This is a genomic window from Bacillus sp. L75 (genome assembly GCF_003676355.1).
GTDB lineage: Bacteria > Bacillota > Bacilli > Bacillales > Bacillaceae > Bacillus > Bacillus velezensis.
Genome location: NZ_ML064904.1, coordinates 317815 through 342058 on the forward strand (window position 1 = coordinate 317815; position 24244 = coordinate 342058).

Genomic DNA, 24244 nt, shown 5'->3' on the forward strand with positions numbered 1-24244 from the left:
TAATGTTCAAAAAATCGCCGAATTCATGATTAAGAAGAAAAAAGCTTCGGCTGAACGTATTCCGTTCCCTCTCCTTCTTGATCCGTCTGTGAATTATATGGAACGACTTTGTATGAAGCCCCTGAAAACAGATTGGCGTACGGTATGTCAAAGCTGCCTTTTCCTTTCACCGAATCCAGAAGTTTGTCTTTTCCGTCTTTCTTCTCATATATTCGGTAAACAACCCGATCATCCTTTTGAATATCCCATTTTAATTGAACCGTAATCAGTCCCATCGCCTTAAATGTATAACGGGCCGACAGGGACTTTACCGCCTCCAGCTCAATCGGGCTGCCCAGTTCCTTCACATTTTCAGGCTTTTTGAATGTCCGGCCGTTTTCCCCCGCTTTTGTGACGATATCTTTAAAGAGTCTGACCGGGTATTGGCTTCCGCCTTTCAGGTAATGGGTTTTATCCGTTTTGTCATAGCCCATCCAGACGGCTCCCGTCAGTCCGGGAGTGTATCCTGCAAACCAGGCGTCCTTTGTCGCGCCGGGGACGCCGGGAAATGTGGTCGTGCCGGTTTTCCCCGCCAGGTCACCTTGATAGCTGCCTTGTGAAGCGGTTCCTTCTTTTACGACCTGCTGAAGCATTCTCGTCATATTCCATGCCGTCTGTCCGCTGAAGACGCGCGTTTTGCCGTTTTTAGGCCCGGATAACGTTTCTCCGTCTTCGTCCGTGATGTTCTCTATAAAAAATGGCTTCGTATACATTCCGTTTGCCGCAAAGGTATGATAAGCTCCGGCAAGCTGAAGCGGGGTGACGCCTTCTGACAGACCGCCAAGCGCAATCGCGAGTCCGTTGTCAGAAATGTTCATGCCGTTTTTCTCAAGATACGATTTTCCCGTATCTACGCCGATCTGCTTCAATGTCCAGACAGCGGGCGCATTTATGCTGTAAGTGATCGCATCCTGCATCGTCACTTCCCCCTTGTACTGTCCGTCATAATTTTTCGGTTCATACCCGTCGTAGGACGTCAGTTTGTCTTGGAGAAGCGAATACGGTTTGAACTTGTCTTCCTGCATGGCGGGCCCGTATACGGCAATCGGCTTAAACGTTGAGCCCGGCTGCCGCTTCGCCGTAACCCTGTTGTATCCTTTTGTCACGTAGTCGCGTCCGCCGACTGCCGCGCGCACGCCTCCGGTTTTATTATCAATAAAGACGGCGCTTCCCTCTGCCGCCTGATCCGTCCCCGGAAAATAGCCGCTTTCCTTCATGAGGGTGTATGCCGTTTTCTGCAGCTTGGAATCAAGTGACGTCCGGATCGTATAGCCGCCTTGAAGCAGCTGTTCACCCGACATCGAATAACGGGATTCCGCCTCCTTGATGACAAGATCGATATAACTGTCAAACCAAGGCGTTTCTGATGTTTTCTTGACATTAAGCCCCAATGTCCGGCCCTGGGCTCTGACGGCTTCCTTGGCGCTGATATAGCCTTGGTCGTTCATCATTGCAAGAATCGTATCGCGGCGTTCTTTATTTTTATCCGGATGCTGAATCGGCGAATAAAGAGATGGCGCCTTCGGAATCGCTGCCAGAACGGCTCCTTCTGCAACGGTTAAATCTTTTACTTCTTTATTAAAGTAGTAGTGGGACGCGGCTTGAATGCCGTAAACGCCATGGCCGAAATAAAGCTGGTTCAGGTACATTTCAAGCAGCTTGTCCTTGCTGTAATCACGCTCAAGATTGATGGCGATAATGACTTCCTTCGTCTTGCGCAAAAATGTTTTATCATGAGTCAGAAAAATGTTTTTCGCCAGCTGCTGGGTGATCGTGCTGCCGCCCTCCACCTTGCCGCCTGCTAAAACATCCCGGAACACCGCCCGGCCGACAGACTTCACATCAATGCCGTGATGTTCGTAAAACCGTTTATCTTCAACGGCGATAAAGGCATCTCTCACATCTTCCGGAACCTGCTGAATGGATACCGGCTCGCGATTTTCCGTATAGAGGCTCGCGATTTCATCACCGTTTTGATCGACGATTTTTGAAGATGCGTGCAGTATTAATTTCTTTTCATCGATGACATAATGGCCGAGAAATATAATGATAATGTATCCGATTAACGCGAGAAAAGCGGTTGCCGCCGCAATTACAGCCGGAATAAAGAATCTTTTTTTCTTTTTCAGCATAAGTCACCTCGCCTTTCTTAACTTGTAGTATGGGAAATATTGTTTCGAATTATGTCAGAATGAGTCGCCAATAGAAACTTATACCACTCTTTTGATATACTAGCAAGCAGGAGGTGGCTGATATGAAGGTTTATATTACATACGGGACAGCCGATTTTTTAAAGACGATTGCAAAGAAACACCCGAGTGAGAATATGGTGCTGATGCAAGGGGAGGATAATGCGGTTTTAATTCATGAAACAAATGGAGAAACCGTTTTTCAGGCGCCCCATTCCTATGAAAGCATCGACAGCGTCGGGGAAATCAAAAATCCGGGCTACGCCGTCCTCAACAACATCGCCGTTACCCAGGAAGGCCGTCCGCTGTTTGAAAACCGGTTTAAAAACCGCGCCGGCAAAGTGGAAAATGAACCCGGTTTTGAAGCCATCCGCGTATTAAGACCGCTTGAAGGCGATACGTATGTCATTTTGACCCTGTGGGAAGAGGAAAAAGCCTTTCAGGGCTGGCAGCAGTCAAACTCTTATCAGGAAGCTCATAAAAAACGCGGAACATCTGCCGGCATCGACACAACGTCTATTTTCTCCCGCCCGTCTTATGTAACCGCTTATTACGCAATAGACTGAAAACCGCCGGAGATTCTCCGGCTTTTTTGATGTCCCGATTTTACGCATCCTTCTTTGCACCTTCCGCCCGCCTATGAATAATCTGTAGCAATCCTATTTATAAACGGAGTGGTTCAATTGGGGATCGGCGTCTACTCGGTACATCTGCTTTATGTTGCTTTTATCGCGGCCATTATCGTTTTTATGCTCCTCAGGAAAGATACAACCTTTATTTCACTCGCCGGCATTTTTGTGATTGCGCTATGGACGACGCATTCATTCTCCGCTTCGGTCAGCAGCCTGTTTCACAGCTTCACGTATGCAGCCGGAGAATTGCTGCCGACGATTTTTATCATTTGTTTTATCGTGGCGATGAGCGGCCTCTTGACCGAAACCGGTATTAATGAAGCGATGATTTCTCCGTTTGCAAAGGTGATGAAAGGGCCGGCTGTCGCGTATTGGGTTATCGGCTGCCTGATGTTTGCCATCTCTCTTTTTTTCTGGCCGTCACCAGGGGTGGCGCTGATCGGCGCTGTGCTGCTTCCCGCAGCGATCCGAGCGGGCCTTTCTCCGATCGCCGCGGCTATGGCGATGAACCTGTTCGGCCACGGATTCGCTTTATCGGGGGATTATGTCATTCAGGCGGCCCCGAAATTAACGGCCGATGCCGCGGGCATTCCCGTGAGCGATGTCATGCAGGCAAGTATTCCGCTCGTTTTGATCATGGGGTTAACGACGACAATCACCGCTTTCTTCCTCATCATGCGGGATCGAAAAAAAACGAAGGCCCCCCTCTCCTTGGACAGCTCCGGTTCTTTGGACACAAGTATGTATCTGCCGAAAAAACTCAGGGTGATCCTGGCGGTTTTCATTCCGCTTGTTTTTCTCGCCGATATTATCTGCATGATCGTATACCGTCTGCAAGGAAACGATGCGACGGCACTCGTCGGAGGAACCGCGATCGGCATTCTCCTGATCATTCATTTCATTGTATATAAAGAGCGGCATTTAGAAAAGATCACCGAGTATTTTATCGGCGGTTTTCAATTCGGCTTTAAAGTATTCGGCCCCGTCATTCCGATCGCGGCCTTCTTTTATCTCGGTGACGCGGGGTTTAAAAGTATTTTGAACACCCCGCTGCCGAAAGGATCTGCGGGGATCGTCAATGACCTCGGATTGGCCCTGTCCCATTCTTTTCCGATGTCCGGAGAATTCGCCGGCATCGCCCTGGCCGCAGTCGGTGCGATTACCGGGCTCGACGGGTCAGGGTTTTCCGGTATATCTCTTGCAGGCTCGATGGCAAAGCTGTTTTCCGCCGCGCTTCATACGGACCCGGCCGTTTTAACGGCGCTGGGCCAGATTTCAGCGATCTGGGTCGGGGGCGGAACATTGGTCCCTTGGGCACTGATCCCCGCTGCGGCTATTTGTAAAGTTGATCCGTTTGAGCTTGCCAGGAAAAACTTTATCCCGGTTGCGGCCGGGCTAGTCGTCACAACGATCGCCGCCATCATCATTCTCCCGTAGCAAAAGGATTGAAATCTTCTGACATTTTCTATACAATCATGGGAAAAGCAGACGAGGGGGCATCGCTTTTGACGTTAACGACACTTCAAAAAAGCTTAAACGCTCAGCTTGACGGGCTGTATGAGGAAATGGTTGAAATCAGGCGTCACCTTCACATGAATCCCGAGCCATCCTTTAAGGAGAAAAAAACACCGGCGTTCATCGCCTCATTTTATGAAAAGCTCGGCGTTCCCATCCGGACGAATGTCGGGGGAAACGGTGTCACAGCCTATATTGAAGGCGGTGAACCGGGACCGGTCGTGGCACTCAGAGCTGATTTTGACGCTTTGCCGATACAGGATGAAAAAGATGTGCCCTATGCTTCACAAATTCCCGGCGTCATGCACGCCTGCGGGCATGACGGCCATACGGCGGCTCTGCTCGCGGTCGGAAAAGTGCTGTACCGCAACCGGGAAAAACTGAAAGGGTCATTTGTGATGATTCACCAGCACGCCGAGGAATTATCTCCCGGCGGAGCAAAATCAATGATTGAGGATGGCTGCCTCGAGCATGTCGATGCCATTTTCGGCACTCACCTTTGGGCGACTGAACCCGTCGGGACGGTCTTATGCCGCCCGGGCGCAGTGATGGCCGCCGCTGACGGCTTTACGATAAAAGTCATCGGCAAAGGCGGCCACGGCGCGATTCCTCACGATACGAAGGACGCCGTTTTAATCGGCTCACAAATCGTCACGGCTCTTCAGCATATCGTCAGCCGGCGGGTAAATCCGGTGCAGCCGGCCGTCATCTCAGCCGGCTCGTTCACCGCTGAAAATCCGTTTAATGCGATTGCCGATCAGGCAGTCATATCAGGCACCGTCCGCTCGTTTGACGAAAGTGTGCGCAGCCTGCTCGAAGCAGAAATAGAAGCCGTCGTAAAAGGAATCTGTTCCATGCACTCCGCTTCCTATGAATATCGTTTCAAGCGCGGTTATCCCGCCGTCGTCAATCATCCCGAGGAAGCGGCGCACGTGGCGGCCGCCGCAGCGGAAACAGACGGCGTTACGAAAGTCATTGAAGGAGAGCCGCAGATGGCCGGAGAGGATTTTTCCTATTATCTGCAGCATACAAAAGGCGCATTTTTCTTTACGGGCGCCGCTTTAGAAAACGCGGAAACCATTTATCCTCATCATCATCCGAAATTTGATTTTAATGAAAAAGCGATGCTGACGGCCGCCAAAGTGCTTATCGGCGCCGCGGTGAGCTACCCCCGATAGGGCATAAAAAACAGCCGGTACATTACGTACCGGCTGCTGTGATTCTTAAATGAAAAACGTGCCTTGCCGTCTCACCGAGCTGTGACAGCAGTTTATAATTGGCCGCTCCGCCCACGGCGGCTCCGACGACCGGCAAAAGCTGAAACAATTTCACCACGTCCAGATAATCGCGGTATTCCTGCTGAAAAACTCTCCAATCGACATCATGCTTTTTCGAATCCCACTGTTCAATCATTGAGTATATGCGTTTCCGCTGTTCACCGCTTGAGAAAGCCAGCTGAAAAATAAACAGCAAAAACAATCGTTCATCCCTGTCTTTCACATCATAGCCGTAAATAGAGGCAAGATCGAACAGACATTTCATTTTAATGGATAACAGCAAAGGAAAATCAGCCATCCCTAAAAAAATTCCGCCGGCCCCCGTACCGATACCTTCGGCTGCCGCGACCTTTTGGTACGATGCGATGGTTTGTCTGGCGAGGGCATCTTTTTCAGCAAGCGTCATACCGTTTGTATCCCGCTTGCCTTTCACCAGATTTGAACCCGCCATTGTTGCTTCGGTCATTTTTTTAATGCTTTCTGTGATGACGGCATGAATTTTATCAGGAATCCGCTCATTTATTTTCGCCTGCATTCCTTTAGAAAAACGTTCAAGCATAGAATCTTTGCGTAAAAAACGCGCTTTCCATTGCAGTGCTTCCTGTATCAGCTGCTGATCGTCGGTCATCTGTGTCTCCTTCTTTCATTGAGGTTTCAAAAACCCGATTGATTACAGCTTGCCGTACTTTTTCAATCTTCCGCCCATATACGAAGGCATGATCACAAAAATCAGAACGGCTGAAGCAACAGCCGCATACAGCGCCCCGCTGACTCCCGCGGCATAGGCTGACGCTGCACAGAACAGCAGCGCCTGCACGGTTAATGCCGATTTCATCAGCGAAAAGAAACTTTGCAGCTTCGCTTTCTGATTGACCGGGTAAAGCTCCTGCAGAGAAAGATGATGAAAATGCCCGAACAGCGGGAGAAGCTGTATTCCCGTAATAAAGACGGTAAATACGGTTAACGCCGCCGTTATCCACGGATTGGCGGAAACGAGCATAATAATCAGGATAAAAATAATCGTGAGCCTGACCTGAATGCCGAGATAATCATTTGAACGCAGAAAGGCCCGCGCATACATATAGGAGAACGTTTTCCGCTGTTCGAACGGAATCATTCTGAGCAAAAAGTCGAGATACGCCCGGCGTTTTGCCTGTTTTTTCAGGTGAGGCACATCGGTAAACAGATTGGCGATTCTGTAAAACCGCTGCTTCCTTCTTAATTCATATTCAATATGAGCTTCCCATTTTAATGATTTATGTTTTGCGGCCGATGTGAAATACACATAAAGGCCGGCCATCACAATGTAGACGGCGGCAGCGTACACATAAAACGACTGTAAGACGAAGTATAAAAGCAGCATATTGCAGATAAAGCGTATGACCGCATCCATCATTTTCATGCTTCTGTCATTCATAAACGTCATCCGCCACTCCATGGCCTGATTCCACGCTTTTACCGCCAGCATCTGAATAAATACGGCGGCATACGACGCAAGCGACGCCCCCGGACTTACAGCGAAAAACAGGGGCATGCATACAAGCGACAGAGCAATAAGCGGAAACAGCTGTGACAGATAGCTGTACTTAAATGAATGCTTAAAGTATGTCCCCATTTTCGGTTCAAGCGGCAGCAGAAACACGAGGTCCGCTTCCTTTAACAGCGTCCGGACGTATGAACCGGTCAGCACAAATGAAAAGAGCACCGCCATCACCCAAAATGACGGAAAATGAACGGGAATGTCTTTGACCCACTTGCTGTACCAGCTTGCCGCGCCGGCAATAAAAAAGATCAGCACAATGACGAGATGATCATTGAGCATATATTTCATATACATTCTGGTTTCCTTTATATGCTCTTCAAGCCGGGACTGCCAAATCGTAGACATATTATTCATGGCCGGCGTCTTCCTTCGTCAGTTCGATATACAAGTCATCAAGAGCTGCGTCTTTCATGCCGAACTGCTCTCTCAGTTCTTCCAGTGTGCCGCTTGCCCGCACTTCGCCGTTATGTAAAATAATGAAAGCGTCACAGTAGCGCTCTGCCGTAGCCAGGATATGCGTTGACATCAGCACGCTTGATCCGGCTTTTTTCGCGGCGTCCATCCGCTCCAGCAATGCATTGATCGCAAGCGGGTCAAGGCCGAGAAACGGCTCGTCAATGATATAAAGCGAAGGCTCCGCGAGAAACGCGCACATGATCATGACTTTCTGTTTCATCCCTTTGGAAAAGTGAGCGGGAAACCATTTCAGCCTTTTTTCCATTCTGAATTCTTTCAGAAGCGGAGGAAGCCTTTTTTCAAGCGTTTCTTTGGAAAGGCCGTACGCCATGGCCGTCAGCTCCAGATGCTCTTTGAGCGTCAGTTCTTCATACAGCACCGGCGTTTCGGGGATGTACGTAAATTGCGAGCGGTAGCTTTCCTTATCCTCCGAAAACGTCTTGCCGTTCAGCTCGATCGAGCCTTTATGCGGGTCCATTAATCCGATAATATGCCGGATCGTCGTGCTTTTTCCCGCGCCGTTTAATCCGATGAGTCCGACAATCTGGTTCGGCTCAAGGGTGAATGAAACATTTTTTAAGACCGGGTTTCTCGTATAACCGCCGGTTAAGTCTTTTACCGATAGCAGAGACATAATTTCTCCCCTTCTGATTCGTTTTTCTTCATAGTACCAAAAATAAAGTCTGATTTGAAACGATTCCCTTTTTTTCTCACGTGAAAAGGGTGCATAGTTATCGTTTTGGCGGACATCATAATGTATGTAGAAGGAAACAGCTTTAATCAACTGAAAATGAGGTGTTTATAAAAGACGTCTTAGAACAGTTGGATGAAAATCAACATGTCCTGTGCTTACAATTTCTTCACACACTGCTTTGATGATGTTCTTCATTCATGATGAAATAATCAAATGAGGTGTTTGTCCCAGGAATGATTAAGCAGACCCATAAGTCTTCATTTTAAAAACAAATGAGGTGCTTACAAAAGGCATATTCAATTTTCTGTGATAAAGCTCGACCTTCTGCATCAGGGTGAACGCGCAGCCGTTCATCCTGTTTTTTGTTTTGGCCGTTTTTGTGGTACGATGAGAATATACATATATTTCTTTTCAGGGAGGAAACCCATCTATGCACAAAGCGGACGATTGTATTTTCTGCAAAATCATTGCCGGTGACATTCCGTCTTCAAAAGTATACGAAAATGAACACGTCGTGGCGTTTCTTGATATCAGCCAGGTCACAAAAGGCCATACGCTCGTGATTCCGAAAACACATATCGAAAACGTGTACGAGTTTACGCCTGAGCTTTCTAAAGAATATTTTGAAGCGGTGCCGAAAATCGCACGCGCCATCCGCGATGAATTCGAGCCGATCGGGCTGAATATTCTCAATAACAACGGTGAAAAAGCGGGCCAATCGGTGTTCCATTTTCACATGCATATCATTCCGCGTTACGGAAAAGGCGACGGTTTCGGGGCTGTCTGGAAGACCCACGCCGAAGACTATACGCCTGACGATCTTCAGGAGATCGCTTCAACCGTCAGAAAACGGCTTGCCTCATCTTAAAGATGAGGTTTTTTTGCGTCCGGAAACACAAAAAACATAAATTATATTTTTTTATATCAAAAAAATCAAAAAATTGTGATAGGATAATTGTATTATTTCTTACACTAAAGCGGAAAACAGGGAGAGATCGTAAACATGGAACGTACAACGAATTTCAATGCAGGACCCGCAGCCCTTCCACTGGATGTGCTGCAAAAAGCACAAAAAGAATTTGTCAACTTCAATGATACCGGCATGTCCGTCATGGAGCTGTCCCACCGGAGCACGGAATATGATGCGGTGCACCAAAAAGCAAAAAGCCTTCTGAAAGAACTGATGGATATTCCCGACGATTATGATATTTTATTTCTTCAAGGCGGCGCAAGCCTTCAATTCTCCATGCTGCCGATGAACTTTTTAACACCGGAAAAAACGGCGCACTTCATCGTAACGGGCGCATGGTCTGAAAAAGCACTCGCCGAGGCGAAACTGTTCGGAAACACATCCGTCACGGCAACAAGCGCAGATTCAAACCACAACCACATACCGGAAGCGGACCTCTCAGGAATCAAAGACGGCGCCTACCTGCATATTACGTCAAACAACACGATTTTCGGAACGCAGTGGAAAGAGTTCCCGAATTCACCGATCCCGCTCGTAGCCGACATGTCAAGCGACATCCTGAGCAGAAAAATTGATGTCAAAACGTTTGATGTCATCTATGGCGGAGCCCAGAAAAACCTCGGGCCGTCCGGCGTCACGGTCGTCATCATGAAAAAATCATGGCTTGAAAACGAAAACGCCAACGTCCCTAAAATGTTGAAATACTCCACTCACACAAAAGCCGATTCACTGTATAATACGCCGCCTACATTTGCGATTTATATGCTGAGCCTCATCCTTGAATGGCTGGCTGAAAACGGCGGTGTCGAAGCGGCTGAACGGCGCAATCAGGAAAAGGCCGACGTCCTGTACGGCACAATCGACGCAAGCGGCGGGTTTTACGCGGGGCATGCCGCAAAAGACAGCCGCTCTCACATGAACGTCACGTTCACCCTCCGCGACAGCAGTCTCACGAAAAAATTCGTTGAAGAAGCGAAAGCGGCTAAAATGACCGGACTCGGAGGCCACCGCTCAGTCGGAGGCTGCAGGGCGTCTATCTACAACGCCGTCAGCCTGGCTGATTGTGAAAAACTGGCTCAGTTTATGAGAAAGTTCCAGCAGGAAAACGAATAAATTTCTTCTAACATAACGGTTCCTTTGATATACTGTTTGCATATCAATTTTTCCGGCCATCGCAATAAATGACGAGCATATTATTGGATGGCGAAAAAGCTTAGCAGAGGAGAGCTTAGTATGAAAACAAAAGAATTAGTCATTATGGCCCTGTTTGCGGCAATCGGAGCGGTGCTTCATTCCATTATGCCGCCGGTATTATTCGGAATGAAACCCGATATGATGCTTGTGATGATGTTTATGGGTATTCTGTTATTCCCCCGTGTGCAGAACGTGCTGATGATTGGGATTGTAACGGGAATCATTTCCGCACTCACGACATCTTTTCCGGGCGGACAGCTTCCGAATATCATTGAAAAACCGGTAACGGCGTTTCTGTTTCTCGCGCTGGCGCTTTTGGTGAAAAAGAGCGTGAAAACAGCGCCCGCCGCCGTCATTACGATAGCCGGCACCTTCATCTCCGGTTTGCTCTTTTTGGCGCTGGCCCTTCTGATTGTCGGCCTGCCGGGCGGATTCACCGCATTGGTGCTCGCGGTCGTCCTTCCGGCGGCTGCGCTGAATACGATCGCCATTATCATTATGCATCCGATTGTGCAGACGATCTTAAAACGGTCCAATATGATTGAAACGGTGAAATAACCGCATACCGAAACCTCTTCCGGCCGGAAGAGGTTTTTTAATGTGTTTCAGCATGTTTTATACGAGAAGTTTTGTGAAAAAGATAAGGAACAATGCGAGGGCGGTTCCTGCTGAGCAGACAATGGCCTTTTGGCGGACGACCCGCTTCGGCGGATAAGAAGCGGCCTGGCCGAGCAGTTTCAGGTAATAAACGGCGCCCGCCGCAAAGACAAGAGCCATACAAGATAAAACAATCATAAAGACAGACAACCTTCTCCCTCCTTTTCCCTTAAAAAATATGCTAAAATAAAGCAAGCTATGTATAGAAGTTTATTCTTCTGAACAAAAATGATAAAAGTTATGAGAAAAAAAACGGGGTGATTTCAAATGGCTGACGGACGTTCCCTTTTAACAGGCCTTTTCGTAGGCGGATTGATCGGAGGCGCAGCGGTGTTACTCTCGGCTCCTTCATCCGGAAAAGAGCTGCGGGGCAAAATCAAAGCGAATTGCAATTCAATTGAGGACACAATCAAACGGTTAAAAAAAGACGGAATGGCGCTTAAGGACCAGCTTGTCCAAACGGCGAAAGAAAGCGCAGAAGTCATTAAAGACGTAGGCGGAGAGCTTCAGACCAGCATTAAAAGGTGGCAGGAGGAAATCAAACCGCACCAGCAGGATCTCCAGAAGGAAATCGCTGATATTGAAGAGAAAATCAGACAGCTGGAGAAAACCTTACAAAACTAATATCCTATACAACCAAAAAAAGTGCGGACATATTGCGTTCCGCACTTTTTTTTGCGGTTTAAAGCCTTTCCCAGCAATGGATGAAGAATTTATTATAAAATTCTTAAATTTTCATCTTTATTAATCTTTATTTTATTGGCATAATAGAGGAAAAGAAAATGTGAAGCAGGTGATCTGTATTGAATCGTGTTGAACCGCCTTACGATCTAAAAGAAGCTTTAATCTATACCCAAAAAATGGCGCAGCTGTCCAAAGCGCTGTGGAAATCTATCGAGAAAGACTGGCAGAATTGGCTGAAGCCGTACGACCTTAATATTAATGAGCATCATATATTATGGATTGCCTATCAGCTTAAAGGAGCTTCTATTTCAGAAATCGCCAAATTCGGCGTTATGCACGTATCAACTGCATTTAACTTTTCAAAAAAGCTTGAAGAACGGGGATATCTGAAATTTTCCAAGCGGCTGAATGATAAACGGAACACGTACATTCAGTTAACAGAAGAAGGGGAAAATGTATTCGAAAGCCTGCTTGAGGAGTTTGATCCGTCGAGAAACGCTGTGTTTAAAGGCTCACAGCCGATCTACCACTTATTCGGGAAGTTTCCTGAGGTTGAAGAATTAACCTGTGTCATCCGCCACATTTACGGCGAAGATTTTATGGAGATATTCGAGAAATCATTGACAAACATAAACAATGATTTTGATAGTGAAGACGGAAGGCTGAAGAAAAAAACGGACGAATCGGCTGTCCATGAAACGGCTGAAGAGCTGGAACCGATCAACAGTTAATCAAAGTGCTTCATAATCTCAATAAATTCTTCCATCAGCGCTGTATAAAGCCCCTGCTCATACAGAGCAAAAATCGTTTCATGAACATCTAATTTTTCGTTCAGCTGTCCCGCAAAAAGCGCAAGGAGCTTGTCAAACGTCACAAAGCCTTGCGCTTTTTGCGACTCCAGCTCGTCCTCCAATTCGCGGCAGATCCGCCCGACCTCTTCTCCTTCTTCTTCGGTCAGCCCTTTTTCAATCATCATCGCATAAAAAGGGTACTTATCCATATCCACCGTTTTCACCAGCAATTGTATGTAATATTCTAAACGCCCGATACGCTGATCCATTGAATCCATCCGTTTCACTTCTTTCTATCTTTAATCTTATTTTAGCTGATAATGAATGGAGAAGAAAGGTTAAACCGTACATTTCCATGTTTCACCGAGCTCTTCTGTTCTTCTCTTTCCAGGTTTATTTTTTTCTTTAAAAAAGGATTGATTTTTTCTCCTGAAGAGAGTAAATTATTTTGAGATTGTATTCCATCTTTGTACGGAAGGATGACTCTGATGAATTGCTGGAAAACCATTAATCTGATCAAAGATTATGGTGCGGTTCGTTTATTATTGACTGCTGTAGGTTTTATGATCCTGTTTTTTATATGCAACTTCTTGGCATTCGGGCTGCTGCGTCCGAATATCAGTTTAAGTGACGGGCACGTGTTTGCTTTTTGTGTTCTGCTCGTTGTTACTTTATTTGTACATAAAGTCATACATGTCCTGCCGATGATCTGTAAAAAAAGAAAAAAGGAAATGAAAATGTACTTCTTGCGGATGCCGACATGGAAAGGCATACCGAAAACGACGATGCTGATTTCAACGATCAGCCCGTTTTTATTCATTACGCCGTTATTGTTTTATGCCGGACTGGCATTTCCGAGACACGCTCATTACTTTTATATGATTTCGAGCATCCATGCGGGGTATTGCCTGCCTGATCTTCTGTTTGCCCTGCATCTGGTCAAAGCGCCCAAATCATGTCTGATTGACCAGGAATCCGACGGTTTTGATATTTTAGTAAAAAAAGTGCCGGAGTCTTGATGTCCCGCTGATTTTTCAGGTTACATTCTATCTTTTTTAATAAATATTTGGTAATGTAATATGGGAGCAGTTCAGAGAGAGGGGGAATCTCCCATCATTTTATTCTATTTTATCGTGGCTGCCCTGTTTATTCTTTATTTCATAAACAGGCTCACAAATACATTATGCCTTGTCAGAGAGATTCCTGAAGACCGGCAGGATAAGGTATTCCGTTTTATTAATGTATCTATTTTAATTTTACTGATCTCTTCATTCGTCGAGATCTCCTTTACTGTGTAAACAGGCAAAAAAATATGGCTGACGGAGGTCTGACCCCCGACAGCCATATTTTTTTCTTAATAAAGCCAAGAAGCGCCGATGATGATCAATAAGATGAACAGAACAACCAATAATGCAAAACCGCCTGCAAATACTTCACCCATCTCCAAAAGCACCTCCTACAAAACGTTTTATTTTTCCAATTACATCATATGCAATTTACTACTGAAACGATTAGGCGCCCGGGTAAGAAAACGGACCGCTTTTAGAAAAAGCGATCCGTTTCGCTTAACAAATGTAAGCTGCACCTACGATGATAAGCAATATGAACAGTACTACGAGCAGTGCGAAACCGTTTGAATATCCTCCGCCCATGGTTCATTACCTCCTTTTCATGATCAATATATTTGTATGTATCAGGAAAAAGTTTGACTAGACGAATGCCCTTTATTTAAAATCTTTTTACAGAAAGCCACAATATGTTATGATACGCATATGCAATTTAATTTGGATGATTAGGAGTGTTTAAAGGGATGAAGAAAATCGCGATAGCAGCTATTACGGCAACGAGCGTCCTGGCTCTCAGCGCTTGCAGCAGCGGCGACAACGACGTGATTGCCAAGACGGATGCCGGAAATGTAACAAAAGGCGAGCTCTACACGAACATGAAAAAAACCGCGGGCGCAAGTGTGCTGACACAGCTCGTACAAGAAAAAGTATTAGCAAAAAAATACAAAGTATCGGATAAAGAAATCGATACCAAGCTGAAAGAGTACAAAACGCAGCTCGGCGATCAGTACAGCGCCCTTAAACAGCAGTACGGCGAAGATTACCTGAAAGATCAGGTGAAGTACGAACTGCTTGCGCAAAAAGCGGCGAAAGACAACATCAAAGTGACTGACTCCGATACGAAAGAATATTACGACGGCTTAAAAGGTAAAATCCGCGCGAGCCACATCCTTGTCACTGACAAAAAGACAGCTGACGAAGTGGAGAAAAAGCTGAAAAAAGGCGAGAAGTTTGAAACGCTTGCGAAAGAATATTCAACTGACAACTCAAAAGACAACGGCGGCGACCTTGGCTGGTTCGATAAAAAGTCAATGGATGAAACATTCAGCAAAGCTGCATTCGGCCTGAAAGTCGGACAAGTCAGCGATCCGGTCAAAACAAAATTCGGTTATCATATCATCAAAAAGACAGAAGAACGCGGCAAATATGATGACATGAAAAAAGAACTGAAAGAAGAAGTTCTTAAACAGAAATTAAACGACAACTCAGCTGTACAGGCGGCAATTCAAAAAGTCATGAAAAAAGCTGACGTAAAAGTGGAAGACAAAGACTTAAAAGACACGTTTAACACTTCAACTTCTTCTGAATCTAAATAAAAAAACTGTGCGGGCTCTCGGCGAGCCGCACAGTTTTTTTATGCGATGGAATGATTGGAGTTTTCTTCCGCATCCCCGTTTTCACTTGCGGGCGCCGCCATACGGCGCTCGCGTTCCTGTTCCATCCGTTCAATATACACCCTTCCTTCTTTTTCAATAAACGACTGGTCAAGCTTTTCCTCTTCTTTAGCTGTTGTGAAAAGCTTATAAGCGCTGAAAATAATTCCGATAATGCAAAGGTATACCCACCAAGGAAAAAATAGCACGTCGGTTTCCTCCCTTTTTCACCCAGAGTCTTTATTCTAAGCTATGCTTGATAAAGACAAGTTATGAGAGCTGAACGTAAAAAAGACCGATCATAGAGAATCGGTCTTTTTTATCTTATTGATGGAAAGTCGGTTTGTAGAAAGAACGGTTTTCAAGCGCAAATACACGCTCTGTGTATTCGCCCGGCTTCACCCGTTCCAGCGCTCTGTCCATCATGATCATTTTTGCATCCAGATTGTCAATGTAGTGCAGAATTTCCGCTTCTTTCACCATCGGCGGTTTCGGGCTTCCCCATTCCGCTTTTCCGTGATGGCTTAAAATCAAATGCTTCAGAATCAGCACTTCTTCAGCGTCAATCTGAAGCTCTTCGGCTGCTTTTGAAAGCTCTGTCACCATGATCGAAATGTGCCCGAGCAGATTCCCTTCCACGGTGTACGTTGTGGAGACGGGGCCTGAAAGCTCTTTTACTTTGCCGAGATCATGCAGAATGACTCCGGCATAAAGTAAATCCCGGTCAAGAGACGGATACAGATCGGCTATCGCTTTTGCCAGGTTCAGCATGGACACTACATGATACGCGAGCCCGGAAACGAACTCATGGTGGTTTTTAGCCGCCGCCGGGTAATCCATAAACTCAGCCGCATATTTTTTGACCAGATGTCTTGTGATCCGCTGGATGTTTGGATTTTTCATTTCAAAAATGTATTGAGTGACGGTTTCCATCATTTCATTTTTCGGAATCGGCGCCGTTTCCAGAAAATCATCAATGCTGACATTTTCGTTCTCGCCGGCCGGCCGGATGTTTCTCAGCTTAAGCTGGTTTCGTCCGCGATAGTGATGGACATCTCCGATCACCTTCACGATCGTCTGCGCCGCGTACGTTACTTCATCAGTCGGCTTGGCATCCCACAGCTTCGCTTCGATATCTCCCGATTGGTCCTGCAGCATTAACGTCAGGAATGGTTTTCCGTTGCTTGCGATTCCCTTAGTCGAAGATTTAATCAGAAAGTATTGATCGACCTGCTCGCCGACCTCGTGCAGCATAATACCTTTTGCCATTCTATTAAAAGCTCCCTCCATATCTTACATAATACCAGTATAGCACATACCTCTTTTTTGAAAATAAACTCTTTTATGACAGGAGGCGCATGACTTGTCCGCTGTGAAAAGACCGGCTGACATGCTCATGGCAGGTGAAATAAAGTATCTGCCGCCCGCCTTCTGAAAGCTGATTCAGCACATCAAACAGCCGCTGCAGCCGCTGCCTGTCAAAATGGACAAAACTGTCATCAAGTAAAAACGGCAGTGATACCGCAGATTCCCTCTCTGACGCAAGGGCAAAACGAATCGCCGCATAAAGCTGCTCGCATGCCGCCTGTGACAGTTCGCCTGCAGAAAACACCGTTCCGTCTTTCCGCATGACCATAATGGAATCATCAGCCTCGGAAAAATACAATTTGTGATAGCGTCCGTCCGTAAGCGGCCCGTATAATGCACCGGCGGTTTCTAACAGACGGGGAAGCGTCACTTTTTTATGCCGCTCCATTTTTTCCCTTATAATGTGTCTGACCGTCTGTAATGCAGCCCACTCTTTTGCGGTTTTTTTCACGCGCTCCTTCTGCATTTCTGTCTGCTGTTTTAAATCGGATACAAGCCCCGAGGACTCCAGCTGCTCTTGCTTCACCGTTAATAAAGCGGTTTGCTCACGGAGCTGCGCGCTTTTTTCCTCAAGCGTTTTTTTCTCTGTTTCCTTCTGAACGACTGTATGTTCAAGTTCGGACACTGTGCGGCTCATGTACGGCTCCAGCTGTTTTCCGCCTATGCCGGACAAGTGCGTTTTGATTTCGCGCAGCTGCCGCTCTGTTTCCCGGCGGCTTTCATTCAGCCTGGCGAGTTCACAAAAGTGTTCGCGGTTTTTTGCGCCTGCCGCCATGAAAAGCTGTTTGACCTGCTGTTCGTAGTAATGAACTTCTTCGTTTAATTCACGCATTTGCTCTTGTGCATGCAGCAGATCCATTTCGAGCGCCTGCTTTCGTTTTGCTTCCTCACGGGCCCGTTCCGCCTGCGCCAGCAAAACGTGCAGTCTTTCTTTTACGGACAGCTCCCTTCCGTCTGAAGGACTCAGCTTTTTGACCCGGTCCTCAAATGCTCTTTGCAGCTTTTGCAGCCTGCCCGCTTCAATGGTCAGCTCATGCTTGTTAAGGATTTCTTTTTTGACATCTTTCATTACATGATATGCGTCAAGAAGATGGGAAGGACTTCCTGAAAACCCCAGTTCATTCATAAAAAGTTCCGCCTGTTTTTCAGACGGCGCCATTTCGGCCTCCCATTCTTCATATTGGCGGATGACTCTTTCATATGCCGCTTCTTTCTGTTCAAGCACGGCTTGATCCGCAATCAGCTGCTGCCGGTGCCGGCCGTCACGCCAAAGCTCTTCCTGCAGAAGATCAGCCGCTTCTTTAGAGATCGCCGGCTTCTTTTTCTTGTGTCCGGGCCCTCCTCTTTCTGACGGCAGCGGTTTTTGCATGCCGGACAGCATATACAGCAGCAGAGCACCGGTAAAAAGGGCGGCGGGCAGCCATTCCTTTAACATAGCGAAAATCGCAATGAACAGAATGCCCGCACCGAGAAAGAGCTTTTTTTGTTTGGCGCGCTGTTTTTCCAGATGCTGAACATGTGCCTGCCATTCGTTTCCTTCTGTATCAGCCGTTTGCTTATATGATTGTAAAGCGGCTTCTTTTTCTTTCCTGACAGCGGGGTCCAAAATGTTTTCCGCCGTCACGGCATGTTTTCGTTCGGCTTCTTCCAGCTCCAGCCGCGCTTGTTCGAAAATCGCATCAAGCTGTGTCTTTCTTTCTCTTGCCTGTCCGGCGCTCTGCACGGCTTCCTGCAGCCGCCATTCATATTCATAATCGGTGTTCAGTGAAAGAATGCCGTCCTCCTCATGTCTTCCGAGCTGCTGCAATCCTGACGAAACGCGGGCAGATGTCTGCCGGATCTGTGATTGGATGGCGGCAAGCTGTTCGCCGCGCGATTCGTACATATGCTGCTCGCCGGAAAGCTCCTGCAGCTGCCGCTCTTTTTGCAGCAAGTCCTCATTTGGAGCGAGCAGATCAGTCTGCCGCCTGAGTTCAGCCGATTTTGCCCGAAGCCCCTCAAGACGGGCCGCTTTCGGATGGAGATGCGATTCGTATTTTTCAAGCTGATGCATTCCGTCCTTCGGGAATTGCTTCAATGCTTCCGGATAAGAAGAAAGTTCGCTTTCCAAGGCTGTTTTTTTGTCTGCGAGCGGCTTTGCTTCTATCGCCGATTTTACTGTTTTGATTTCTTCAGTTATGTCTTTCAATCGTGCTTCGGCATCCTGCAAACGGCCGCCGGCGCTTTTTTTCTCTTCCAGAAGGCTGTGATAGCCCGCTTCCGCAGCTTCCGCCTGTTTCAGCTGGGCGCTGAGCCGCTTTAATGTATCCAACTCCTGATTTAAGCGGGGGTTCCGCCCGTTCGGCTTATACATCCTGTCAAGTTCTTTTGCCAGCCGCCCGTCAAGCTTTGCCGCCGCTTCCGACCCGAATAAGCTCGAATACAGGAGAAACTCGCCGATTTTGTCCCGGTTAAAAGCTTGAATCTCCTGCAGTCCGAATACATCGAACGAATAGATCGCTTCGTACAGCGCCCGGTCTGTATCGGAGAGAAGCTGTTTGAGCCATTCTCCGTCCTTGATTTCGCCTGAAGCCGTATACACTCTGACTTTTTCGGCAGCGCCTTTTGTCCGTTCGATCTTGACAGCACCGTGATCGCCATGCTTCAATTCCACAGTGCCGCCGTAAACCCCGCCGTTTTTCGGTTCGTATTTTTTTGATTTCGGAAAACCGAACAGCACGCTTTTGATAAAGGACATCAATGTCGTTTTGCCCGCTTCATTTAACCCGTAGATCACTTGCACGGGAGAATCTGACAGCTGAAAACTTCGGTCGGAAAATTTTCCGTATTGGTAAATATGCAGCGCCGTTATTTTCATCTCTGAAGCTCCTTCATCTGGCGTCTTAAAACGGCTTGAGCCTGCCGCTTAATATCCAGTATCTCTTCATCTGTAAATGAAGCCATCTGACGCCGGTATACGGGATGACGCTCAAGGGCTTCAAATACACCGCTCATGTCTGCGCATTGTTCTATGTCCTGAAGGAGCCCTTTAAAAAACGGATCGGGCGGCACGGTGTCTGTTTCATCCGTCCGATCCTCAAGCGCAAGCGGCCAGACGAAACATTCCTCTTCGGCCTCTTCCTCCTGTAAAGCGGAAAGAAGCTCCTCCGCGATGCCTGCGGGCGCCTCCGTCCAAAAGCGGGGCGCTGCGCCGCGAAGCACCAGCCTGACACATGCCGGGCGGCCCGCCGCGCGCAAGCCGGAGAATGTATCTGATGCGGCTTTCAGAAGTGAAGTCATATGTTCAGCTCCGGAGATATCAAGATCAATTTCCTCCCATAACACATCATGCGCTTCTTTGAATTCCCAAGACATCTCACCGTTTGCCGCCCGGACGAGATAATATCCCTTAGGCCCGGTTTCTTTTAAATGCCGGGCTTGAATATTCCCGGGGTAAATGGCGGCGGGATGCTGGGCGGACAGAACCTGCCGTTTATGAATGTGTCCGAGCGCCCAGTAATCCATGCCGCTTTTTTCAAGGTCTTCTTTCGTAAACGGGCAGTACGGGTCATGCCCTTCCGCTCCTGATAACATGCCGTGGAGCATGCCGATATGATAAGGCGCACCGGTCATTTTCCGGTAACGGGCCGCCTGATTGACCGTTACGCTTCTTTCCTGATAGCTGCATCCGTATATGCTTGCCGCAAGCTCTCCGTTTTTAAAGAAAGATTTTTCCTCCGGTGTATCTGAGGAGAATGTATGTACATTTTCCGGCCATTCAATCGGCGTCCACTTACCGCCCAAATGATCATGGTTGCCGAATATGACGAACACTTGGATATCCGCTTCCTGTAATCTCGTAAACTGTTTTCTCAAAAACAGCTGGGCTTTTAAACTTCTGTTGGCTTCGTCAAACAGATCCCCCGAAAGCAGCACGAAATCTGCCTGCTCCCGGAGTGCCCCGTCCGTCAGTCGGCGGACGCTGTGAAATGTGCTTTCTTTAATACGCGCATATACCGGTTCAGGCAGATTCGAAATGCCGTAAAACGGGCTGTCCAGATGCAGGTCAGCGGCATGAATAAACGTCAGATCAGCCATCTCGCCCTCCCCTTTCTGCAAATTGAATTACCCTTATTTTAGCACCGTTTTTATACGAATGCACGTTCTGTAAAATAAAAAAACAGCCCGGCTGTTCCGGGCTGTTTCACTTATTTTTTGGAGATGCGCAGCGCTTGTTTGATCGCTTTGAATCCGCTGGCGTTTCCGTAAATCAAAACGCCGCCTTTGTAAATTTTCGCGCCGACCGCTGCAAAGATCACGATAGTGACCAGTGTCAGGGTGATTCCGGCCGCAGCCTGCCAAAACGGGATATCGAGCATCCCGACGCGTAAAAACATAATCATCGGCGTGAAAAACGGAATGTAAGATGTAACGGTAATAAAACCGGCGTCAGGATTGCCGATGCCGAACATGGCGATCATAAAACCTGCCACGACTAAAAAAACCATCGGCTGAATCGTCTGCTGTACGTCCTCTATCCGGCTGACAACACTGCCGAGAAACGCGGCAAGCGTCGCGTAAAGAAAATAGCCGAGCAAATAGAAAATGACAGCATAGACTATCGTCGAGACGGGAACATCCGTAAAATTGAGAAATGCACTGATCGGCGACGACGCATCATTTTGAGGGTTCAGCTTCAGTGAGAGATAACCAGCCGCAATCAGCACCGCAAACTGTGTGATCCCCACGAGCGCGATACCGAACAGTTTGGCAAACATCTGCTGAATCGGCGGCATGCTTGAAATTAAAATTTCCATGACGCGGGACGATTTTTCCGTCGCCACTTCCATCGCAATCATGCTTGCGTACATGATAACTGAGAAGTAGATGACAAACAGCATGATGTATACAAGCCCCATTACCTGACCGAGCTCTTCCTCGGATTTCGCCCCTTTTTCCAGCGCGTCTTTGCTGACTTCCGGCGGAGTGTAGAGGCTGCTGACTTTTTCTGCCGAAATGCCGAGCTTGGCGGTTTCAACAGCGGTTTTTGTCTGGGTTAAAGCCTGCTTGAGCAGTTTATACGCTGATTCATCGGAAATGGTCAGCGCCTTGTATGCTCCTGTTATCGTTCCTTTTTGATCTTGTCTGATGATAAACAGTCCGTCCCATTCACCGTCTTTGACACGCTTTACGGCATCTTTTTCGGACTCCTTCGTCTCCATTGCCTGCAGATCATTGTCTGTATCCGCCGCTTTAAGCTGTTTTGCAAACGCCGGGTACAGCCCGCCCGTTTCATCAATCACCGCGATTTGCTGCTTGCCGTCATCCGATTGAAACACGGATATAATCGATTGCAGGTTGGTCACCGCTAATACTAATAAAACGGTAATGGCGGTCGAAATAATGAATGACTTTGTCGCGATTTTGTTTTTATATGTATGAAACAGCATAATCCAAAATTTATTCATATACGGCCCCCACCTTTTCTATAAAAATATCATGCAGTGACGGCTCTTCCAATTCGAACTTCCGTATAAAACCTTTCCCTTGCAGCGCCCGGAAAATATCCTGAGAAACCGGTTCATTCGCGACCTGCAGTCTGATCCCGTCATTTGTTTCCTTCCATTTCACGACGCCTTCATGCGTTTTTAAAAAGCTGAGGTCATCATCTGAATGAACGGTGACATTTTTTTTGCCGAAAGACCGCTTAATGTCTTTCAGATTGCCTTGAACGACGGGTTTTCCCTTCTGGAGAATGCACAAATTCTCGCAAAGTTCTTCCACATGCTCCATTCGGTGGCTTGAAAAAACGATGGAAACGCCGCTGTTTTTCAAAGAAATGACCGCTTCTTTCAGCAGCTCGACATTCACCGGATCAAGACCGCTGAAAGGTTCATCGAGAATCAGCAGTTCAGGCTTATGCAGGACGGCCGAAATGAACTGGATTTTCTGCTGGTTTCCTTTTGACAGCTCTTCTACTTTCTTATTCTTGTAATCTGTAATGCCGAACCGCTCGAGCCATGTCATGAGCTCTTTTTCCGCCTCTTTTTTGCTCATTCCTTTTAATCTCGCCAGATAGACAAGCTGGTCACTCACCTTCACTTTCGGATACAGCCCCCGCTCTTCCGGGAGATAGCCGATTTTTTCACTGATGGAATAATTGACCGGCTTCCCTTTCCAGGTGATATGCCCGTCAGTCAGGCTTAAAAGACCTAAAATCATCCGAAAGGTCGTCGTTTTTCCCGCGCCGTTTGCGCCGAGCAGCCCGAACATTTCCCTTTCAGGTATTTGCAGGTTCAAATTGTCAACAGCGGTAAAGCTGCCGAATGTTTTCGTTACGTTTTCAATTGTAAGCACGAATCCAACTCCTTCCTTGACCCATTATATACTAATAATGGGTAAAAATTAATGGAGGATTTTAAATTCTTTATCAGAATATCATTCTATAAAGGGGGTGACATGATGGGACAATATGTATTGACCGCATTCCATGCGTCGGGAGAAACGCTGCTGGATGAACGGATCGAAGCGGATAATGAGGCGGAGGCGAAGGCCGCCGGAGAGGCTTTGTTAAAGGAAAAAAAGCTTGAGAACAGTACTCACCGCTTGGTAAATGAAGCCGGAAAGCTGATTTTATTCCACAGATAACAGAAGCTTTCCGGCTTCTGTATGTTACCGGTTAAATTGCGGCGTCCGTTTTTCTAAAAAGGCGCGGATGCCCTCTTTATGATCATCCGTTTTTCTCATATTTTCCTGGGCCTTTCGTTCAAGAGACAAAACGTCTTTTAACCGGCTGATATGGAGGCTCTGATAAATAGCCTTCGTTTCAATCATCGCTGACAGCGGCGCATGCAGCAATCGGTCGATATACGGTTGCGCCCCCTCCGCAGGGCCGCCGCTGAACAGCCCGTCGGCAAGCTTGAGCCGCACCGCTTTTTCAGCCGGCAATTTTTCACCGCTCCAAATCAGTTTTTTCGCTTCGATCTCACCGACGCGTCTCATTAATAAATAATGGCCTCCTCCATCGGGAACCAATCCGATGCCGATGAAATTCATCGCGAGGCGGGCGTTTTCTTCAGCGAGCACCACATCGGCGCACAGCGCGAAACTCAGCCCGAGCCCCGCCGCGGCTCCGTGGATGGCGGCTATCACAATTTTTTTCATATCATAGAGCGTCAGCGTAATGGATTCGATCATTTTCATGAGCCGTTCATATTCTCCTGAATCATGATCAGACGTCATCATCTGGATATCACCGCCCGCAGAAAATCCCCGGCCTTCCCCCCGCAAGAGGACGATAAGCGCTTCGCTGTCGGCGGCCATCACGCATGCATTTTCCAATTCCCGGAGCATTTGTTCATTCAGCGCGTTGTAACTGTCAGGCCGGTTCAGCACAATCTCTGCGATCTTTCCCTTTTCTTCATAACGAATATACTGCATGTTTACACCCTCCTTGTATCCGCTTACATATTTTGTTCAAATGATATATTCCTTCCGCCGAAGCGAAACTCCTTTATTTTTCAAGGTCAATAGATAC

The 24244-nt window shown here is 47.3% G+C and carries 27 protein-coding genes; 12 read left to right on the forward strand and 15 right to left on the reverse strand.

The features are described 5' to 3' along the window. Nucleotides 1-29: 29 nt before the first annotated feature. The gene (locus tag D5S11_RS10290) at nucleotides 30-2171 is read right to left on the reverse strand and encodes a transglycosylase domain-containing protein (RefSeq protein WP_020955588.1); all 2142 of its coding nucleotides are present in this window, start codon (nucleotides 2169-2171) and stop codon (nucleotides 30-32) included. 122 nt (nucleotides 2172-2293) lie between these two features. Here D5S11_RS10290 and hmoB point away from each other — a divergent pair, with 122 nt between their 5' ends. The 3 genes from hmoB (at nucleotide 2294) to D5S11_RS10305 (ending at nucleotide 5553) form a co-directional block, all read left to right on the forward strand. Beyond that, complete coding sequence (hmoB, locus tag D5S11_RS10295) at nucleotides 2294-2794, forward strand: heme-degrading oxygenase HmoB (RefSeq protein WP_032871115.1); 501 nt, start codon at nucleotides 2294-2296, stop codon at nucleotides 2792-2794. Between the two features lie 117 nt (nucleotides 2795-2911). After that, the gene (locus tag D5S11_RS10300) at nucleotides 2912-4297 is read left to right on the forward strand and encodes a hypothetical protein (RefSeq protein ID WP_108725066.1); all 1386 of its coding nucleotides are present in this window, start codon (nucleotides 2912-2914) and stop codon (nucleotides 4295-4297) included. Nucleotides 4298-4365: 68 nt separating this feature from the next. After that, nucleotides 4366-5553 (forward strand): M20 family metallopeptidase, encoded by a 1188-nt coding sequence (locus D5S11_RS10305; RefSeq protein ID WP_108725067.1) that lies wholly within the window; start codon nucleotides 4366-4368, stop codon nucleotides 5551-5553. A 22-nt stretch (nucleotides 5554-5575) separates the two neighbouring features. Here the strand turns inward: D5S11_RS10305 and D5S11_RS10310 are convergent, their stop codons facing one another. Genes D5S11_RS10310 through ecsA form a run of 3 tightly spaced genes read right to left on the reverse strand, consistent with a single transcriptional unit; the run spans nucleotide 5576 to nucleotide 8285 of the window. Continuing rightward, the gene (locus D5S11_RS10310) at nucleotides 5576-6280 is read right to left on the reverse strand and encodes an EcsC family protein (RefSeq protein WP_032871112.1); all 705 of its coding nucleotides are present in this window, start codon (nucleotides 6278-6280) and stop codon (nucleotides 5576-5578) included. Nucleotides 6281-6322: 42 nt separating this feature from the next. Then, a complete protein-coding gene (locus D5S11_RS10315; RefSeq protein ID WP_007409219.1) occupies nucleotides 6323-7549 on the reverse strand; it encodes an ABC transporter permease in 1227 nt (408 codons plus the stop codon). Next, a complete protein-coding gene (gene ecsA / locus D5S11_RS10320) occupies nucleotides 7542-8285 on the reverse strand; it encodes an ABC transporter ATP-binding protein EcsA (RefSeq protein WP_003155231.1) in 744 nt (247 codons plus the stop codon). Before ecsA ends, D5S11_RS10315 begins: the two co-directional genes overlap by 8 nt. 490 nt (nucleotides 8286-8775) lie before the next feature. Here ecsA and D5S11_RS10325 point away from each other — a divergent pair, with 490 nt between their 5' ends. The 3 genes from D5S11_RS10325 (at nucleotide 8776) to D5S11_RS10335 (ending at nucleotide 11067) form a co-directional block, all read left to right on the forward strand. Then, nucleotides 8776-9213 carry an HIT family protein gene (locus D5S11_RS10325; RefSeq protein ID WP_007409220.1) on the forward strand — a complete coding sequence of 146 codons (438 nt, stop codon included), beginning with the start codon at nucleotides 8776-8778 and terminating at the stop codon, nucleotides 9211-9213. 135 nt (nucleotides 9214-9348) lie between these two features. Continuing rightward, nucleotides 9349-10428: a 3-phosphoserine/phosphohydroxythreonine transaminase gene (gene serC / locus D5S11_RS10330; RefSeq protein ID WP_108725068.1), complete on the forward strand. Its 1080-nt coding sequence runs from the start codon at nucleotides 9349-9351 to the stop codon at nucleotides 10426-10428. Nucleotides 10429-10548: 120 nt separating this feature from the next. Then, a complete protein-coding gene (locus tag D5S11_RS10335) occupies nucleotides 10549-11067 on the forward strand; it encodes a tryptophan transporter (RefSeq protein WP_007409222.1) in 519 nt (172 codons plus the stop codon). A gap of 57 nt (nucleotides 11068-11124) precedes the next feature. Here the strand turns inward: D5S11_RS10335 and yhzF are convergent, their stop codons facing one another. Next, nucleotides 11125-11316 (reverse strand): membrane protein YhzF, encoded by a 192-nt coding sequence (gene yhzF, locus D5S11_RS10340; RefSeq protein ID WP_007409223.1) that lies wholly within the window; start codon nucleotides 11314-11316, stop codon nucleotides 11125-11127. Between the two features lie 117 nt (nucleotides 11317-11433). Between yhzF and D5S11_RS10345 the strand changes: the two genes are divergently transcribed. Beyond that, nucleotides 11434-11790 carry a YtxH domain-containing protein gene (locus D5S11_RS10345; protein ID WP_007409224.1) on the forward strand — a complete coding sequence of 119 codons (357 nt, stop codon included), beginning with the start codon at nucleotides 11434-11436 and terminating at the stop codon, nucleotides 11788-11790. 179 nt (nucleotides 11791-11969) lie between these two features. Then, complete coding sequence (locus D5S11_RS10350; protein ID WP_003155240.1) at nucleotides 11970-12581, forward strand: HTH-type transcriptional regulator Hpr; 612 nt, start codon at nucleotides 11970-11972, stop codon at nucleotides 12579-12581. Here the strand turns inward: D5S11_RS10350 and D5S11_RS10355 are convergent. Next, on the reverse strand, nucleotides 12578-12919 hold the full coding sequence (locus tag D5S11_RS10355) for a YhaI family protein (protein WP_003155243.1): 342 nt from the start codon (nucleotides 12917-12919) through the stop codon (nucleotides 12578-12580). The two genes, D5S11_RS10350 and D5S11_RS10355, sit on opposite strands and share 4 nt — an antisense overlap. 210 nt (nucleotides 12920-13129) lie before the next feature. Here D5S11_RS10355 and D5S11_RS10365 point away from each other — a divergent pair, with 210 nt between their 5' ends. Both D5S11_RS10365 and D5S11_RS10370 read left to right on the forward strand, forming a co-directional pair. Continuing rightward, the gene (locus tag D5S11_RS10365) at nucleotides 13130-13660 is read left to right on the forward strand and encodes a DUF3267 domain-containing protein (RefSeq protein ID WP_007409225.1); all 531 of its coding nucleotides are present in this window, start codon (nucleotides 13130-13132) and stop codon (nucleotides 13658-13660) included. A 60-nt stretch (nucleotides 13661-13720) separates the two neighbouring features. Continuing rightward, complete coding sequence (locus tag D5S11_RS10370) at nucleotides 13721-13939, forward strand: hypothetical protein (protein ID WP_003155245.1); 219 nt, start codon at nucleotides 13721-13723, stop codon at nucleotides 13937-13939. Nucleotides 13940-13995: 56 nt separating this feature from the next. Here the strand turns inward: D5S11_RS10370 and yhzE2 are convergent, their stop codons facing one another. Next, complete coding sequence (yhzE2, locus tag D5S11_RS10375; RefSeq protein WP_003155248.1) at nucleotides 13996-14082, reverse strand: sporulation protein YhzE2; 87 nt, start codon at nucleotides 14080-14082, stop codon at nucleotides 13996-13998. A 124-nt stretch (nucleotides 14083-14206) separates the two neighbouring features. Beyond that, nucleotides 14207-14293, reverse strand: coding sequence for a sporulation protein YhzE1 (gene yhzE1 / locus D5S11_RS10380; protein WP_017417375.1), 87 nt, complete (start codon nucleotides 14291-14293; stop codon nucleotides 14207-14209). 158 nt (nucleotides 14294-14451) lie between these two features. Between yhzE1 and D5S11_RS10385 the strand changes: the two genes are divergently transcribed. Further along, nucleotides 14452-15303 (forward strand): peptidylprolyl isomerase, encoded by an 852-nt coding sequence (locus D5S11_RS10385; RefSeq protein WP_015417150.1) that lies wholly within the window; start codon nucleotides 14452-14454, stop codon nucleotides 15301-15303. A gap of 38 nt (nucleotides 15304-15341) precedes the next feature. Here D5S11_RS10385 and D5S11_RS10390 read toward each other — a convergent pair whose 3' ends face one another. From D5S11_RS10390 to D5S11_RS10415, 6 genes are all read right to left on the reverse strand, one after another. Further along, nucleotides 15342-15569, reverse strand: coding sequence for a sporulation YhaL family protein (locus D5S11_RS10390; RefSeq protein ID WP_012117207.1), 228 nt, complete (start codon nucleotides 15567-15569; stop codon nucleotides 15342-15344). Nucleotides 15570-15684: 115 nt separating this feature from the next. After that, on the reverse strand, nucleotides 15685-16629 hold the full coding sequence (gene yhaM, locus D5S11_RS10395) for a 3'-5' exoribonuclease YhaM (RefSeq protein WP_003155251.1): 945 nt from the start codon (nucleotides 16627-16629) through the stop codon (nucleotides 15685-15687). A 73-nt stretch (nucleotides 16630-16702) separates the two neighbouring features. After that, entirely contained in the window at nucleotides 16703-19585 is a 2883-nt protein-coding gene (locus tag D5S11_RS10400) for an ATP-binding protein (protein WP_108725069.1), read from the reverse strand. Continuing rightward, nucleotides 19582-20805, reverse strand: coding sequence for a metallophosphoesterase family protein (locus tag D5S11_RS10405; protein WP_108725070.1), 1224 nt, complete (start codon nucleotides 20803-20805; stop codon nucleotides 19582-19584). The genes D5S11_RS10400 and D5S11_RS10405 overlap by 4 nt, the downstream gene beginning before the upstream one ends. Before the next feature lie 110 nt (nucleotides 20806-20915). Continuing rightward, nucleotides 20916-22175, reverse strand: coding sequence for an ABC transporter permease (locus tag D5S11_RS10410; RefSeq protein WP_020955581.1), 1260 nt, complete (start codon nucleotides 22173-22175; stop codon nucleotides 20916-20918). Further along, entirely contained in the window at nucleotides 22168-23064 is an 897-nt protein-coding gene (locus D5S11_RS10415; RefSeq protein ID WP_003155257.1) for an ABC transporter ATP-binding protein, read from the reverse strand. The genes D5S11_RS10410 and D5S11_RS10415 overlap by 8 nt, the downstream gene beginning before the upstream one ends. Before the next feature lie 105 nt (nucleotides 23065-23169). Between D5S11_RS10415 and D5S11_RS10420 the strand changes: the two genes are divergently transcribed. After that, nucleotides 23170-23355, forward strand: a complete 186-nt coding sequence (locus D5S11_RS10420; protein WP_003155259.1) for a YhzD family protein — start codon at nucleotides 23170-23172, stop codon at nucleotides 23353-23355. A 24-nt stretch (nucleotides 23356-23379) separates the two neighbouring features. Here the strand turns inward: D5S11_RS10420 and D5S11_RS10425 are convergent, their stop codons facing one another. Next, on the reverse strand, nucleotides 23380-24147 hold the full coding sequence (locus D5S11_RS10425; RefSeq protein ID WP_007409232.1) for an enoyl-CoA hydratase: 768 nt from the start codon (nucleotides 24145-24147) through the stop codon (nucleotides 23380-23382). Between the last annotated feature and the right edge of the window lie 97 nt (nucleotides 24148-24244).

Coding starts and splice junctions, on each gene's coding strand:
- D5S11_RS10345 (WP_007409224.1), top strand. CDS start 11,434: ATGGCTGACGGACGTTCCCTTTTAACAGGCCTTTTCGTAGGCGGATTG.
- D5S11_RS10365 (WP_007409225.1), top strand. CDS start 13,130: ATGAATTGCTGGAAAACCATTAATCTGATCAAAGATTATGGTGCGGTT.
- D5S11_RS10325 (WP_007409220.1), top strand. CDS start 8,776: ATGCACAAAGCGGACGATTGTATTTTCTGCAAAATCATTGCCGGTGAC.
- D5S11_RS10410 (WP_020955581.1), bottom strand. CDS start 22,175: ATGAATAAATTTTGGATTATGCTGTTTCATACATATAAAAACAAAATC.
- D5S11_RS10335 (WP_007409222.1), top strand. CDS start 10,549: ATGAAAACAAAAGAATTAGTCATTATGGCCCTGTTTGCGGCAATCGGA.
- D5S11_RS10425 (WP_007409232.1), bottom strand. CDS start 24,147: ATGCAGTATATTCGTTATGAAGAAAAGGGAAAGATCGCAGAGATTGTG.
- D5S11_RS10310 (WP_032871112.1), bottom strand. CDS start 6,280: ATGACCGACGATCAGCAGCTGATACAGGAAGCACTGCAATGGAAAGCG.
- D5S11_RS10370 (WP_003155245.1), top strand. CDS start 13,721: ATGGGAGCAGTTCAGAGAGAGGGGGAATCTCCCATCATTTTATTCTAT.
- yhaM (WP_003155251.1), bottom strand. CDS start 16,629: ATGGCAAAAGGTATTATGCTGCACGAGGTCGGCGAGCAGGTCGATCAA.
- D5S11_RS10315 (WP_007409219.1), bottom strand. CDS start 7,549: ATGAATAATATGTCTACGATTTGGCAGTCCCGGCTTGAAGAGCATATA.
- D5S11_RS10400 (WP_108725069.1), bottom strand. CDS start 19,585: ATGAAAATAACGGCGCTGCATATTTACCAATACGGAAAATTTTCCGAC.
- serC (WP_108725068.1), top strand. CDS start 9,349: ATGGAACGTACAACGAATTTCAATGCAGGACCCGCAGCCCTTCCACTG.
- D5S11_RS10290 (WP_020955588.1), bottom strand. CDS start 2,171: ATGCTGAAAAAGAAAAAAAGATTCTTTATTCCGGCTGTAATTGCGGCG.
- yhzE2 (WP_003155248.1), bottom strand. CDS start 14,082: ATGGGTGAAGTATTTGCAGGCGGTTTTGCATTATTGGTTGTTCTGTTC.
- yhzE1 (WP_017417375.1), bottom strand. CDS start 14,293: ATGGGCGGAGGATATTCAAACGGTTTCGCACTGCTCGTAGTACTGTTC.
- hmoB (WP_032871115.1), top strand. CDS start 2,294: ATGAAGGTTTATATTACATACGGGACAGCCGATTTTTTAAAGACGATT.
- D5S11_RS10385 (WP_015417150.1), top strand. CDS start 14,452: ATGAAGAAAATCGCGATAGCAGCTATTACGGCAACGAGCGTCCTGGCT.
- D5S11_RS10355 (WP_003155243.1), bottom strand. CDS start 12,919: ATGGATTCAATGGATCAGCGTATCGGGCGTTTAGAATATTACATACAA.
- D5S11_RS10420 (WP_003155259.1), top strand. CDS start 23,170: ATGGGACAATATGTATTGACCGCATTCCATGCGTCGGGAGAAACGCTG.
- D5S11_RS10405 (WP_108725070.1), bottom strand. CDS start 20,805: ATGGCTGATCTGACGTTTATTCATGCCGCTGACCTGCATCTGGACAGC.
- ecsA (WP_003155231.1), bottom strand. CDS start 8,285: ATGTCTCTGCTATCGGTAAAAGACTTAACCGGCGGTTATACGAGAAAC.